Source organism: Streptomyces sp. NPDC051180 (assembly GCF_040689545.1).
Classification (GTDB): domain Bacteria; phylum Actinomycetota; class Actinomycetes; order Streptomycetales; family Streptomycetaceae; genus Streptomyces.
Genome location: NZ_JBFBBC010000014.1, coordinates 27,339 through 40,813, shown reverse-complemented (window position 1 = coordinate 40,813; position 13,475 = coordinate 27,339). Strand labels below are relative to the sequence as shown.

The following is a 13,475-nucleotide window of genomic DNA, read 5'->3' as shown; positions in this document are numbered from 1 at the left end:
GGCAGCCCGCGCTCCGGTTCGGTACCGGGATCGGCACTTCACCCGCCGTACACCCGACTCCCCCTGGAATGTGGGTTTCCGCGAGCACTCTGCCCGCGTGAGACGCATCCTGGGAATCATCCTGGCCGTCCTGCTCCTGGGCGGTGTGGCCGCCGTCCTCGTGACGGGCGGCGACAAGGACACGGGCACGGCAACGAAGACCGTGCGAGGAGTCATCGGGTCGGAGAAGGCGGAGTTCTTCGCCGACCCCCGCGTGGTGAAGGCCCTGGCCGACAAGGGCCTCACCGTGGCAACCGAGACCTCCGGGTCCTGGGACATGGAGGAACTGCCGCTCGACGGCTACGACTTCGCCTTCCCGTCCTCCAAGGGACCCGCGGACGAGCTGCGAGCCAAGGCGAAGGACAAGGCGAAGGCGGCTCCGCTGCGGCCCTTCTACTCACCGCTCGTCGTCCTCGCGCACAGCGCCGCCGCCCGGGTCCTCGCCGGCAACGGCCTGGCGACCCTGGGCCCGCGCGGGACGAGCGGCACCCTGCGGATGGACGCCTACCTGGCCGCGGCCCGCGGCGACCGGACCTGGCAGCAGCTCAAGGGGGCGGCCGGCCACGCCGAACTGAGCGGCACCCTCTTCATCACCTCCACCGACCCCCTCGCCTCCAGCTCCGGCGCCCTCTACCTGGCCGCCGCGAGCTATGTCGCCGACGGCGGACGGGTCGCGGGCGACAAGGCCGCCGTCACCCGCACGGCCCCGCTGCTGCGCAAGCTGGTGCAGGTGCAGGGCGCCCAGCAGACCGGCTCCGACGCGCCCTTCCGGGACTTCGTCAGCGGCGTCGGCAACCCGCTCGTCCTCGTGTACGAGTCCCAGGTCGCCGCCCAGCTGCTCGCCGGCCGCCCCATGGGCGACCTCGTCGTCCTCTACCCGGACACCACCGTCAACAGCGACCACACCCTCGTGCCGCTGACCGAGAACGGCCGCGCGCTCGGCGAACTCCTCGCGGGCGACCCCGAGCTGCGCAAGCTCGCGGTCCGGCACGGCTTCCGGCCGCAGGGCGCGGCGAGCGAGTTCACCGCAGCCACCCAGGGCCACACCGCCTACCTCAACCAGACACTCGGCGGAGTCCGCCAGGCGCCCGTGCCCACCAGTGCGGTGCTGCACGAGATGGCGCTGCGGGCCCGCGACCAGGGGGACACCGCATGAGCACGCCCGACGATCCGAGAAGGACGATGTCCCTGACCCCTCCCGGGCAGGACACCCCGCTCGTCCTCACGCCGCCCGAGCCCGTCCCGGCGGTCCGCGCCGCGCAGGCGTCCGGCCTCGTGCCGCTCGACGACTCCGTCCGTACCGAGATGACCCGCCGGGCCGCCGAGTACGTCGGCTCGCTGTCCGGGCTCGACCCGCGCTCGCCCGAGTTCGCCGGCCGCATCGGCGAGATCGCGACGCTCGGCGCGGGCGAGATGCGCACCGCCGCCCAGCAGTCCCACCGGATGCTCGACCGCACCATCCGCTCGCTCGGCCGGGGCGGCGGCGACGCCCAGGCCCGGGTCGGCACCTCGCTCGTCGAACTCCGGCGCACCGTCGAGGACCTGGACCCGCGCGACACCCCCGGCAAGGGGGCGCGGCGCCTCCTCGCCCGGCTCCCGGGCGGGAACAGGTTGCGCGACCACGTCGCGAAGTACGCCTCCTCGCACGCCACCCTGAACCGGATCGTGGGCTCGCTCCGCGGCGGCCAGGACGAACTGCGGCGCGACAACGCCGCGTTGCAGACCGAGCGGGCGCGGCTCTGGGAGACGATGGGCAAGCTCCAGGAGTACGCGGTGCTCACCGAGGCCCTCGACGGGGCCGTCGAGGAGCGGATCGCGGGCACCCCGGACCCGGCCCGGGCGGACGCGCTGCGCGCCGACGTCCTCTTCCCGGTCCGGCAGAAGCACCAGGACCTGCTGACCCAGCTCGCCGTCAGTGCCCAGGGGTATCTGGCGATGGACGTGGTCCGCCGGAACAACGACGAGCTGATCAAGGGCGTGGACCGGGCGGCGACGACCACCCTGTCGGCCCTGCGGATCGCGGTGATGCTCGCCTCGGCGCTGGAGAACCAGCGGAAGGTCACCGAGCAGGTGGACGTGCTGCGCTCGACGACCGAGGACCTCGTCCGCGGCAACGCCGAGATGCTGGCGACCCAGGCCGGCGAGATCCAGCGGATCGCCGCGGACCCGGCGGTGGGCGCCGAGACGCTCCGCACGGCGTTCGGGCAGATCTACCGGACCCTCGACGCCATCGACACGTACAAGGCCCGGGCGACGGAGTCCATGGCGGCGACCGTGCAGTCGCTGACGGCCGAACTCCAGGAGGCGAGCGCGTACCTGGACCGCAGCCGCCGCACCGGCGCTCCGGAAGGCGGCGACCTCGCATGACGCACCCCACCGGCCCCCGCAGCCGCGCCCTGTCCCGGACCCTCGCCGGGCTCGCCCTCGCCCTCCTGGTGACCGCGACCGGGAGCGCCTGCTCATCCGGCGGCGCCACCGGCGGGCAGGGCGACCCCGTCGACCGGCACGGCGGGGAGTACGCGCCCGGCACCCTCCGCGTCCTCGCCTCCTCCGAACTGGCCGACATGGCGCCGGTCCTCGAAGAGGCCCGCAAGGCCACCGGGATCACCGTCCGCCCGACCTACGCGGGCACCCTGGACGCCGTCGAGCGGATCGCGTCCGGCGAGGCGGGGAAGTCGTTCGACGCGGTCTGGCTCTCCTCCAACGACTATCTGCGGCTCCGGCCCGACACCGCGGGGAGGATCACCGGCGAGACGCCGGTGATGACCTCACCGGTGGCCGTCGGCGTGCGGCCCGCCGCCGTCGCGCGGCTGGGCTGGGACCCGGCGAAGGTCACCTGGTCGCAGCTGCACCGGGCGGTCGCCGACGGGAAGCTGACCTACGGCATGACCGACCCGATGCGCTCCAACTCCGGCTTCGCCGCGCTCGTCTCCGTCGCCTCGGGCCTCTCCGGCGCCCAGTCGGCCCTCACCGGGCAGGACGTCGCCAAGGCCACGCCGCGGCTCAGGGAGTTCTTCGCGGGGCAGCGGCTGACCGCCGGCTCGTCCGGCTGGCTGGCCACCGCGTACGCCCGCCGCACCGACGTCGACGCGCTGGTGAACTACGAGTCCGTGCTGCTGTCCGCACCCGGGAAGCTGACCGTGATCCGGCCGTCGGACGGGGTCGTGACCGCGGACTACCCGCTGACCCTGCTGACCTCCGCCCGCCCCGAGGCGAAGGAGGCGGCCGGCCGCCTCACCACCTACCTGCGGACCCCGGAGGCCCAGCGGCGGATCACCGCGACGACCCTGCGCCGCCCGGTGGTCGCGGGCGTCGAGCCGGCGGCCGCGCTCGGCCGGGACCAGCGGCGCGAACTGCCGTTCCCCGGCAGCCGGGCCGTCGCCGACGGGCTCCTCGACGCGTACGACAACACCCTGCGCCGGCCCTCCCGCACGGTGTACGTCCTCGACACCTCCGGCTCCATGAGCGGGGAGCGGCTCGACCGGCTGAAGTCGGCGCTGGCCGAGCTGACGAGCGACTTCAGGGACCGGGAGGAGGTCACGCTGATGCCGTTCGGCTCCTCCGTGAAGCGGGGCGACGTCCGGACCCACACCGTCGACCCCGCCTCCCCGAAGGCCGCGCTGGACGCCCTGAGGGCCGACGCGCTGGCTCTCACGGCGTCCGGGGGCACGGCGATCTACTCCAGCCTCCAGGAGGCGTACCGGTCCCTGGGCGGGGCCGACGGGTCCGCGTTCACCTCGGTCGTCCTCATGACGGACGGAGAGAACACCGACGGCGACCCGGCCGGCGCGTTCGACGCCTTCTACCGTTCCCTCCCGGCCGCGCAGCAGCGCACCCCGGTCTTCCCGATCCTCTTCGGGGACTCCGACCGCGGCGAGCTCGACCACATCGCCGACCTGACCGGCGGGAAGCTCTTCGACGCCACCACCGGGTCGCTGGACGGCGCCTTCGAGGAGATCCGTGGCTACCAGTGACCGCCTGCTGCGGTACGCCGAGTCCCGCAAGAACCTGACGGGCTGCGCCTGCGGCATCGCCGGCGTGGGGATCGCGCTCACCGGCGCGGCCGGCGCGCTCTGGCCGCTGGTCGTCGCCGGGCTGTACGCGGCGGGGGCCCTGATCGCCCCGCCGGAGCGGCCGGACGCCCCGCACTTCCCGGACGCCAGAGAGCAGCTCGACGCGCTGCGGGAGGACTTCGCGACCCTGCGCGCCTACCTCGCGGAGACGGAGCTGCCGCCGGCCGCGCGGGACCGGCTCACCGCACTCGACTCCCTCGTCGAGGCCCTGCTCGAACCGGGCTGGGTGAGCGACCCCGAGCATCTGCACGTGCTGGCCCGCGCGGTCCGCCAGGACGTGCCGGAGGCCGTCGACGCCTTCGTGCGCACCCGGTGGTGGGCGAGGGTCGCCCCGGGTACGGAGCCGCCGGAGCGGCATCTCGAACGGCAGCTGTCCGCGCTGCACGACGAGGCGGCCGCGATCGCCGCCGCGCTGCAGGAGGCGGAGGAGCTCCGGCAGCAGACGCACACGCGCTATCTGGAGGAGCGCGGACGCTGACCGCCGGCGATCGCCGCTGCCGGGCCGGGCCGGCCGATCCTGTGGCGGACATGCGCCGGCCCCCGGAGCCTGAGGGGGCTCCGGGGGCCGGTTGCGTCGTGGTGGGCCGTCGTGACCCCACTGGTCAGGGCGGTGTTTCGGGGCAACCCACCACGAGTCTCGGAGGGACTAGCCGAGGCGCTCCACGAGCGCGTTGTACTGGTCCCACAGCTCCTTCGGCGTGTGGTCGCCGAAGGTGTTCAGGTGGTCGGGGACGAGGGCGGCCTCCTCGCGCCACACGTCACGGTCGACCTTGAGGAGGAACTCCAGGTCCTCGGCCGGCAGGTCCAGGCCGTCGGTGTCCAGGGACTCCGGGGTCGGCAGGATGCCGATCGGGGTCTCGACGCCCTCCGCCCTGCCCTCCAGGCGCTCGACGATCCACTTCAGGACGCGGCTGTTCTCGCCGAAGCCGGGCCAGACGAACTTGCCGGCGTCGTTCTTGCGGAACCAGTTCACGTAGTAGATCTTCGGCAGCTTGGCGGCGTCGGCCGTCGCGCCCACCTTGACCCAGTGGGCCATGTAGTCGCCCATGTTGTAGCCGCAGAACGGCAGCATGGCGAACGGGTCGCGGCGCAGCTCGCCGACCTTGCCCTCGGCGGCGGCGGTCTTCTCGGAGGCGACGTTCGCGCCGAGGAAGACGCCGTGGTTCCAGTCGAAGGACTCGGTGACCAGCGGGACGGCGGAGGCCCGGCGGCCGCCGAAGAGGATCGCGGAGATCGGGACGCCCTTGGTGTCCTCCCACTCGGGGGCGATCGTCGGGCACTGCCCGGCCGGGACGGTGAAGCGGGCGTTCGGGTGGGCGGCCGGGGTCTCGGACTCCGGCGTCCAGTCGTTGCCCTTCCAGTCCGTGAGGTGCTTGGGCAGCTCTTCGGTCATGCCCTCCCACCACACGTCGCCGTCGTCGGTGAGCGCGACGTTGGTGAAGACGGAGTTGCCCCAGAGGGTCTTCATGGCGTTGGCGTTGGTGTGCTCGCCGGTGCCGGGAGCGACGCCGAAGAAGCCGGCCTCGGGGTTGATCGCGTAGAGGCGGCCGTCCTCGCCGAACCGCATCCAGGCGATGTCGTCGCCGATGGTCTCGACGGTCCAGCCGGAGATCGTGGGCTCCAGCATGGCCAGGTTGGTCTTGCCGCAGGCCGACGGGAACGCGGCGGCGACGTACTTCGCCTCACCCTGCGGCGGGGTCAGCTTGAGGATCAGCATGTGCTCGGCGAGCCAGCCCTCGTCACGCGCCATGACGGAGGCGATGCGGAGCGCGTAGCACTTCTTGCCGAGCAGGGCGTTGCCGCCGTAGCCCGAGCCGTACGACCAGATCTCGCGGGTCTCGGGGAAGTGCGAGATGTACTTGGTGGAGTTGCACGGCCACGGCACGTCCTCCTGGCCCTCCTCCAGGGGGGCGCCGAGGGTGTGGACGGCCTTGACGAAGAAGCCGTCGGTGCCGAGCTCGTCGAGGACGGCCTGGCCCATGCGGGTCATGGTGCGCATGGAGACGGCGACGTACGCGGAGTCGGTGATCTCGACGCCGATGGCGGAGAGCGGGGAGCCGACCGGGCCCATGCAGAAGGGCACGACGTACATGGTGCGGCCGCGCATGGAGCCGCGGAAGATGCCCTCGGAGCCCGCGAAGAGCTCCTTCATCTCGGCCGGGGCCTTCCAGTGGTTGGTCGGGCCCGCGTCCTCCTCCTTCTCGGAGCAGATGAAGGTCCGGTCCTCGACGCGCGCGACGTCCGTCGGGTCGGAGGCGGCGTAGTACGAGTTCGGGCGCAGGGCCGGGTCGAGCTTCGTGAAGGTCCCCTTGGCGACGAGCTCCTCGCACAGGCGCTCGTACTCGGCCTCGGACCCGTCGCACCAGACGATGTCGTCCGGCTGGGTGATCTCGGCGATCTCGTTCACCCAGGAGACGAGCTCCTGGTGCTGGGTGGGGACGGTGGTGGGAGCCGCGTTGTCGCGCGCCACGATTGCTCCTTGTTGAGGGGTTTTTTAGATGTATGCCCCGTGGGGGCCGCGACCCGGATGCTTCGTAGCTGCTCATCCGGTGCCGACCGCACTCATTTGATCATCCGATGGATCCGCCCATATGTCCAGGGGGGTGCACACGTGAGCATCGCCACTCGTATCCGGCGCCTACGGGGGCGTAGGTACGATTCGTTTCCATGACTGCAGCCACGCCGGAAGTGCCCCCGCTCGAGCGACCGCCGTCGCTCCCGACGAAGCCCCGGCTCAGGGGATGGCTGCACGCGGGCATGTTCCCGGCCGTGATCGTCGCGGGCCTCGTCCTCGTCGCCCTGTCCGACTCGCCCCGCGCCCGCATCGCCTGCGGGATCTACGTCCTCACCGCCTGCCTGCTCTTCGGCATCAGCGCGCTCTACCACCGCGGGAACTGGGGTCCGCGCGGCGAGGCCGTGCTCCGTCGCCTCGACCACGCCAACATCTTCCTGATCATCGCGGGCACCTACACGCCGCTCACCCTGCTGCTGCTCCCGGACTCCACGGCGAAGCCGCTCATGTGGGCGGTCTGGGCGGCGGCGACGGCCGGCATCGCCTTCCGCGTCTTCTGGGTCGGCGCGCCCCGCTGGCTGTACACGCCCTGCTACATCGCGATGGGCTGGGCCGCCGTCTTCTTCCTGCCCGACTTCATGCGCGCGGGAGGCATCGCCGTCCTCGTCCTCGTCATCGTCGGCGGACTGCTCTACAGCGCGGGCGGCGTCATCTACGGCATGAAGCGCCCCAACCCGTCACCGCGCTGGTTCGGCTTCCACGAGGTCTTCCACTCCCTGACGCTCGCCGCCTTCATCGTCCACTACGTCGGCATCTCGCTGGTCGCCTACCAGCACTCCTGACCCGGGAGAATGGCGCCCATGGCCGCCGAACACACTCCTCGCCCGAGCCTGCGCGAACGCAAGAAGGCGAGGACCCGCGCGGCGATCCGGAAGGCGACCTGCCGGCTCGCCGCCGAGGAGGGCTGGGACGCCGCCACCACCGACCGGATCGCCGAGGCCGCCGAGGTCTCCCCCTCCACCGTGGTGCGCTACTTCCCGGTCCGGGAGGACATCCTCCTCACCGACGAGAACGACGCGTACCTGGAGGCCCGGCTGCGCGCCAGGCCCGCCGGCGAGGAACCCCTCGAATCCCTCCGCGCGGTCGTCCTGGAAGCCGTCCGCACCTCCCTCGCCGAAGGCCAGGAGGAGACGCTGCTGCGCGCCCGGCTGATGGTGGAGATCCCCGCCGTCCGCGCCCGGCTCACCGAGACCACCGCCGCCACCGGCCGCCGCCTGGCCCGCGCGGTCGCCGAGCGGACCGGCCGCGACGCCGACGACCTGGAGGTGCGCGTCTTCACGGCGGCGGCCCTCGGCGCCCTGCGCGAGGCGACCCTCTACTGGGCCGAGCGCGACCGCGCCGACGACCTCACCGCACTCCTGAACCGCACGGTCGACACCCTCAGGACCGGTCTGACGGCGCCCCCAGCGCGCCCCTGACGATCCGCGCCGACTCCGGATTCTCCGCGCACCCCCACACCCCGTGCGGGCAGTAGTCGGTGACCGTCTGGTAGACCGGCCGGTGCGCGGCGAACCAGTCGAGCATCCCCCGCACGTACGCCGGGTTGTCGCCGTTCCGGAAGAGCCCCCACTCCGGGTACGAGACCGGCTTCCCGTGCTCCGCCGCGAACCGCACGTGGTGGGCGAGCCCGTACTCCTCGGTCACCTGCTCCTCGAAGGAGAGCCCCTCCGGCTGGTCGTAGGCGTCCATCCCGATGATGTCGACGACGTCGTCCCCGGGGTAGCAGTCGGGCCACGCGATGGCGTCCGTGCCCCGGCTCGGCGTGAAGTCGAACCGGAACCGCTGCCCCGGCACCTCCCGCAGCACCTCGACCACCCGCCGCCAGTACGTCTTCCAGGCCGCCGGGTCGGGGCCGCAGCGGTGGCTGTAGGTGGTGCCGTTCATCTCCCAGCCCAGGACCAGGACCGCGTCCCCGAGGCCGTGCTCCACCAGCCGCTCCCCCAGCACCCGGAAGTGCCCGTCGAAGTCGCCCGCGGCGCCGCGCCGCAGTCCGGCGCGCACCTCGGCGTCCGGCAGCCCCGCCTCGCTCCGGTCGAGCAGCGGCACGTTCAGCACGAACAGGCGCCCGGGCCGGGCCGCCTTCCAGCGGGCCCACGGCTCGAAGAGCGCCGGATGCCCCTCGATGTTGGACCAGCGGTCGCCCGGCAGGTAGGTGTGCCCGACGCTCAGCCGGTCGCCGCCCAGCCAGCTCTGGACCTGGGCGATCCGCCGCACCCCGGCCTCGTCGGAACCGGTGAAGAACCCCGAGGGCACCCCGGGCAGCGGCCGTGTCCCCGGCTCCCCGGCGCCGGAGTGCCGCCCGCCCGGCGCGAGTCGGTCGTACGACAGCAGGAGGAGGACGAGAAGGGCCGCGAGCAGCACGGTGAGTGCGGCCCGCGGCCGGCGCAGGAGGGGGTTCACGTCAGCTCGTCCAGAAGTCCCACCAGCGGGTCAGGATCAGCATCCCGATGATCCCGATGTGCAGGACGGGAAGGGCGAAGGCGAACTCGCCGAAGAAGGTCCGCAGCCCGGCCGGGGCGGGCAGGACGCCGGTGCGGACGTTCTGCGCGGTGACGTACCAGAACATGACGATGGTGGCGACCCACGCCAGGCAGCACCACAGGCAGAGCGCGTTGATCTCGTACAGCGACTGGAACATCAGCCAGGTGCAGAAGCCGACGCCGAACAGCATCCCGGCGTTGAGCCCCAGCCACAGCCAGCCCCGGTAGCGGGCCCCGGCGAGCAGCCCCGCGCCGACGGCGACGACGACCGCGTACGTGACGAGCCCGAGCATCGGGTTGGGGAATCCGAAGACCCCCGCCTGCTCGCTCTTCATGACGCTGCCGCACGAGACGACCGGGTTCAGGCTGCACCCGGGCTGGAAGCCGGGGTCCTCCAGGAGCCTGAACTTGTCGATCGTGATCACCCAGCCGGCCAGCACGCCCGCCGCGCCGGTGACCATCAGCATCCAGGCGAAGGCCCGGCTCGCGCCGTGCACCGCCCCGCCGGTCTCCCGCGGGGCCTCCTCCTGCCGCTGCCCGGGCACCCCGCCCCGTACGTTCGCCGTCGCCATGACGCGCACCCCCTTCCCGCTCAGCCCTGGAGGCGGCGGACCGGCATCAGGACGTGGGCGCTGTCCGCGAGCATCTCCTCGTCGGAGACGAAGGCGCGCAGCCGCGCCTCGTCGACCGGCTGCCCGGGGACCGCCTCGGGCCAGGGGCGGACGGAGCAGATCAGATAGACCTGTCCGCGCTCGCGGGCGGCCTCCTGCCACTCGTCCGGCACCGGGCACTGCACCTTCAGGAAGGGCAGGTTGAGCACCGCGGAGCCGCCCTCGACGAGCAGCGTGGCGTTGATCCCGGCGTCCTTCTCCAGGTCGAAGAGCCGGTCGCCGACGGAGAGGTTCGCCGACTCCAGGGCGGCGCGCATGGCCTGCTGACCGGCCTCCGGCCCGTCCCGGCCGTCGCCGAGCGAGTACGCCATGAGGAAGGGCGTGCCGGGCGCGTCGGCGGAGGGCTCGCTGGACCACGGGATCACCGTGAGAGTTCCCAGCGGAGAGGCGCTGCGCGCCGAGGAAACGACGTTGGAAGTGGTCATGAAACCGGATGCTAATGCTCCAACCACCCTTTCCCCGCGCCGTTTTCACTCGAACGGCCGACATTCACGCCGCTGGCATTTCCGGCGCAACGAACCCGGGTTTTCATCGTTGTGCCCTGAGGGCATTAGCCGACCACGAGGAGATCACTCATGATCGTCCCGCGCCGCGTCGCATTGCGGTCCCTCTTCGCGCTGGCCGTCACCGGATTCACCGGCGCCACCCTCGGCCGCATCGCGGCCCGCCCGCCGTCGGGCGACCCGGGCGACGCGCACGCCTTCGACGAGATGTACCGGGGCCGCCGTCTGCTCGGCCTCACCGGTCCGGACGGCGGGCCGACGGCCTTCGTCGACGGCCGGCCGCTGCATCTGATGCGCTGCGCCGACGGCGGATACGTCACTCCGATCGACCACTACGGGTCCTGCCCGACGCCGCTGGCGGCGACCCGCGCGGCCGTGGACGAGCTGGGGGCGGCCCCACTCTCCCGGTTCGCCGGCGCCCACGGCGTCCACACCGACCCGACGGGAGGGAGCCCGCGTGGTGTACACGCGTAAGAACCAGCGCGATCTGACCGCTGCCGAGCGCCGGAAGTTCGTCGCCGCCGTCCTGGAGCTCAAGCGCAGGGGAACGTACGACGAGTTCGTCCGCACCCACATCGACTACTACTCCGCCGACGGCGAGGGGAAGCTCCGGGTCGCCCACATGACGCCCAGCTTCCTGCCGTGGCACCGCAGGTTCCTGCTGGAGTTCGAGAAGGCGCTGCGCCGGATCGACCCGACGGTCTCCGTCCCGTACTGGGACTGGACCCGGGACAACAGCCCTGCCTCGTCCCTCTGGGGCGAGGACTTCATGGGCGGCAACGGCCGTCGCGCGGACCTCCAGGTGATGACCGGCCCCTTCGCCCACGCGAGCGGCCGGTGGAACATCACGTACGCCATGTCCGAGACCCGCTTCCTGACCAGGGACTTCGGCCGCCCGCGCGACCCGATCACGCTGCCCACCGCCGCCCAGCTGGACGAGGTGATGCGGGAGCGGGTGTACGACGTGACGCCCTGGAACTCCACGAGCGCCTCCGGCTTCCGCAACCGGCTGGAGGGCTGGGCCCCGGGCCAGGGCAACGAGCGGTTCCGCATCCACAACCGGGTGCACCGCTGGGTCGGCGGCCTGATGCTCGGCGGCGGCTCGGTGAACGACCCGGTGTTCTGGCTGCACCACTCCTTCGTCGACCTGGTCTGGTCGCGTTGGCAGCAGCGCAACCCCGGCGCCGCCTATCTGCCGGCGGAGCCGCCGCCGCTGGGCGACGCGCAGTACCGGAAGGTCACCGCCCGGCACCAGCCGATGGCGCCCTGGGGTGTCACCCCGGCGGAGATGTTCGACCACAGCCGCGTCTATCGCTACGTGTGAGCCGCACACAGGTGTCCCCCCGGTCCGACGGACCGGGGGGACACCTGTGGGGAACGGGGGGATCAGCCGCCGTAGCCGCCGTCACCGTTGCCGTGACCGTCGGCGTTGATGCAGGTGTTGCCGAACGCCGGGTTCAGCAGGCCGATGACGTTGACGGTGTTGCCGCACAGGTTGACCGGGACGTGCACCGGGACCTGGACGACGTTGCCGGAGGCGACACCGGGCGAGTGGGCGGCGACGGCCTCGGCGCCCGAGTCGGCGACGGCCAGGCCGGCTCCGCTGAGGGCAACGGCACCCGTGCCGGCGAGAACAGCGGCAGCCTTCGCGATGCGAGACATCAAGAACTCCTTGGACGTGGAACGCGACCGCAGGAATCACGGCCGTCATGCCCGTTCAACGCCGATATCCGGTGCGGGTCACGGCCATTGGTCCGAACGGGAAGAAGGAAATCGAAATAATGGCCCGCGGTCCGAAATCCGTCCGCCGTCGGATACGACGGGACGGCTTCGGTCCGCGGGCCGCGGCCATGCGACAAGCCTCTTGATCCAACGAGCGAGAACCCGTGGGGTGGCGGGGAAGAATCGTGTCTTCACCCGGCCGGGGGGACAGGGCTCCGTCAGTGCGCGTCCGGCGCCAGGCCCAGCTGCGGGTCGAGCGCTCCGCTCAGCATCGGCGTGAGCACTCCGACCTGAGGCTTCGTGAGGTCGGGCAGACCGCCGAGTCCGTTGCCGCGCGGGGCCTCCAGCGGGTTGCCGACGATCGCCCCGGGCGTGGTCGCCCGCATCTCCGAGTGCGGGTTGCTGAGCGACGCGCGACCGGGCTCGCTGTCCCGGAGCACCTCGGGCAGCGGCGCGTCGACGACGGTGCCGGGGACGGTGCCGGCGAGCGGGACGCTCGGCAGCGTCAGGTCGGGCAGTGCCCCGAGGCCCTTCTGGAAGCCGGTGGGCGCACCGGGCATCGGGACGGGAACGCCGGTCGCCACGGTCGGCGCGTCCATCGGCAGGACCGGGTCGAGGCCCTGGAGCGGGACGATCACCGGCGCCTCGACGGCGGCGGCGGGAGAGGCCAGGGCGGCGGAGGCGAGCGCGGTCATGAGGAGCCCCATGCCCGCGTGAGAACGCAGAGTCATGTGCGGTGAACGAGCCCCTTGGCCGAAACGTCGCGGGACTAACCCGTGTGCAGTAACGCGGGAGGCCCTCACCGGTGAAGGCGAGGGCCCTGTTGACGCGTGGCGGGTGCCGGTCAGTGGCGGCGGCCGACCCGTCCGCCCCGCAGGTACACGACGCCGCCGCCGATGATCAGCGCGGCACTGATCGCGGCCGCGCCCATGAGCGCGGGGTCGCTGCCGGTCTCGGGAAGCTCAGGGGGCCCGGTGGGCGGGGTGGTGGGCTTCGTCGGCGGAGCGGTCGGCGAATGCGTCGGCGAGTGCGTCGGAGGCTTCGTCGGCGGGTGCGTGGGCGGGTGCGTCGGAGGCTTCGTGGGAGGCGTCGTCGGCGGGTGCGTCGGAGGCTTCGTCGGCGGAGTCGTCGGCGGGTGCGTGGGCGGGTGGGTCGGGGGGTGCGTCGGCGGCTTCGTGGGAGGCGTCGTCGGCGGGTGCGTCGGAGGCTTCGTCGGCGGAGTCGTCGGCGGGTGCGTCGGAGGCTTCGTGGGAGGCGTCGTCGGCGGGTGCGTCGGAGGCTTCGTGGGAGGCGTCGTCGGCGGGTGCGTCGGGGGGTGCGTGGGCGGGTGGGTCGGGGGGTGCGTCGGCGGGTGGGACGGTTCGTCGCCGTAGCCGCCGGGTTCCTCCGCCTGGGCGCAGAGGTCTCCGACGGCC

At 72.6% G+C, this 13,475-nt stretch carries 14 protein-coding genes; 8 read left to right on the top strand and 6 right to left on the bottom strand.

Going from position 1 to position 13,475, the window contains the following annotated elements:
* The first annotated feature begins 70 nt into the window (after positions 1-70).
* From AB0424_RS23790 to AB0424_RS23775, 4 genes are read left to right on the top strand one after another with little or no spacing between them, the layout of a single operon-like run.
* Complete coding sequence (locus AB0424_RS23790) at positions 71-1,195, top strand: hypothetical protein (RefSeq protein ID WP_366308530.1); 1,125 nt, start codon at positions 71-73, stop codon at positions 1,193-1,195.
* Positions 1,192-2,406, top strand: a complete 1,215-nt coding sequence (locus AB0424_RS23785; protein WP_366308529.1) for a toxic anion resistance protein — start codon at positions 1,192-1,194, stop codon at positions 2,404-2,406. The genes AB0424_RS23790 and AB0424_RS23785 overlap by 4 nt, the downstream gene beginning before the upstream one ends.
* Positions 2,403-4,013: a VWA domain-containing protein gene (locus tag AB0424_RS23780; RefSeq protein WP_366308528.1), complete on the top strand. Its 1,611-nt coding sequence runs from the start codon at positions 2,403-2,405 to the stop codon at positions 4,011-4,013. Before AB0424_RS23785 ends, AB0424_RS23780 begins: the two co-directional genes overlap by 4 nt.
* On the top strand, positions 4,000-4,590 hold the full coding sequence (locus tag AB0424_RS23775) for a hypothetical protein (RefSeq protein WP_366308527.1): 591 nt from the start codon (positions 4,000-4,002) through the stop codon (positions 4,588-4,590). The genes AB0424_RS23780 and AB0424_RS23775 overlap by 14 nt, the downstream gene beginning before the upstream one ends.
* Positions 4,591-4,758: 168 nt before the next feature.
* Here AB0424_RS23775 and AB0424_RS23770 read toward each other — a convergent pair whose 3' ends face one another.
* Positions 4,759-6,582 (bottom strand): phosphoenolpyruvate carboxykinase (GTP), encoded by a 1,824-nt coding sequence (locus AB0424_RS23770; RefSeq protein ID WP_366308526.1) that lies wholly within the window; start codon positions 6,580-6,582, stop codon positions 4,759-4,761.
* 197 nt (positions 6,583-6,779) lie between these two features.
* Between AB0424_RS23770 and AB0424_RS23765 the strand changes: the two genes are divergently transcribed.
* Together AB0424_RS23765 and AB0424_RS23760 are read left to right on the top strand one after the other, a co-directional pair.
* Entirely contained in the window at positions 6,780-7,466 is a 687-nt protein-coding gene (locus tag AB0424_RS23765; RefSeq protein ID WP_366308525.1) for a hemolysin III family protein, read from the top strand.
* Between the two features lie 18 nt (positions 7,467-7,484).
* Positions 7,485-8,102 carry a TetR family transcriptional regulator gene (locus tag AB0424_RS23760; protein WP_366308524.1) on the top strand — a complete coding sequence of 206 codons (618 nt, stop codon included), beginning with the start codon at positions 7,485-7,487 and terminating at the stop codon, positions 8,100-8,102.
* Here AB0424_RS23760 and AB0424_RS23755 read toward each other — a convergent pair.
* From AB0424_RS23755 to AB0424_RS23745, 3 genes are read right to left on the bottom strand one after another with little or no spacing between them, the layout of a single operon-like run.
* Positions 8,065-9,084, bottom strand: coding sequence for a glycosyl hydrolase (locus AB0424_RS23755; protein WP_366308523.1), 1,020 nt, complete (start codon positions 9,082-9,084; stop codon positions 8,065-8,067). The two genes, AB0424_RS23760 and AB0424_RS23755, sit on opposite strands and share 38 nt — an antisense overlap.
* A gap of 1 nt (position 9,085) precedes the next feature.
* On the bottom strand, positions 9,086-9,736 hold the full coding sequence (locus AB0424_RS23750; RefSeq protein ID WP_366308522.1) for a vitamin K epoxide reductase family protein: 651 nt from the start codon (positions 9,734-9,736) through the stop codon (positions 9,086-9,088).
* A gap of 20 nt (positions 9,737-9,756) precedes the next feature.
* On the bottom strand, positions 9,757-10,260 hold the full coding sequence (locus tag AB0424_RS23745) for a DUF5949 family protein (RefSeq protein WP_366308521.1): 504 nt from the start codon (positions 10,258-10,260) through the stop codon (positions 9,757-9,759).
* Positions 10,261-10,410: 150 nt separating this feature from the next.
* On the opposite strand from AB0424_RS23745, the gene AB0424_RS23740 reads away from it, so the two are divergent.
* Positions 10,411-10,812, top strand: coding sequence for a tyrosinase family oxidase copper chaperone (locus AB0424_RS23740; protein WP_366308520.1), 402 nt, complete (start codon positions 10,411-10,413; stop codon positions 10,810-10,812).
* A complete protein-coding gene (locus AB0424_RS23735; RefSeq protein ID WP_366308519.1) occupies positions 10,796-11,662 on the top strand; it encodes a tyrosinase family protein in 867 nt (288 codons plus the stop codon). The genes AB0424_RS23740 and AB0424_RS23735 overlap by 17 nt, the downstream gene beginning before the upstream one ends.
* 62 nt (positions 11,663-11,724) lie before the next feature.
* Here AB0424_RS23735 and AB0424_RS23730 read toward each other — a convergent pair whose 3' ends face one another.
* Together AB0424_RS23730 and AB0424_RS23725 are read right to left on the bottom strand one after the other, a co-directional pair.
* Positions 11,725-12,000 carry a chaplin gene (locus AB0424_RS23730; protein WP_366308518.1) on the bottom strand — a complete coding sequence of 92 codons (276 nt, stop codon included), beginning with the start codon at positions 11,998-12,000 and terminating at the stop codon, positions 11,725-11,727.
* Between the two features lie 278 nt (positions 12,001-12,278).
* Positions 12,279-12,791 carry a hypothetical protein gene (locus AB0424_RS23725; protein ID WP_366308517.1) on the bottom strand — a complete coding sequence of 171 codons (513 nt, stop codon included), beginning with the start codon at positions 12,789-12,791 and terminating at the stop codon, positions 12,279-12,281.
* Between the last annotated feature and the right edge of the window lie 684 nt (positions 12,792-13,475).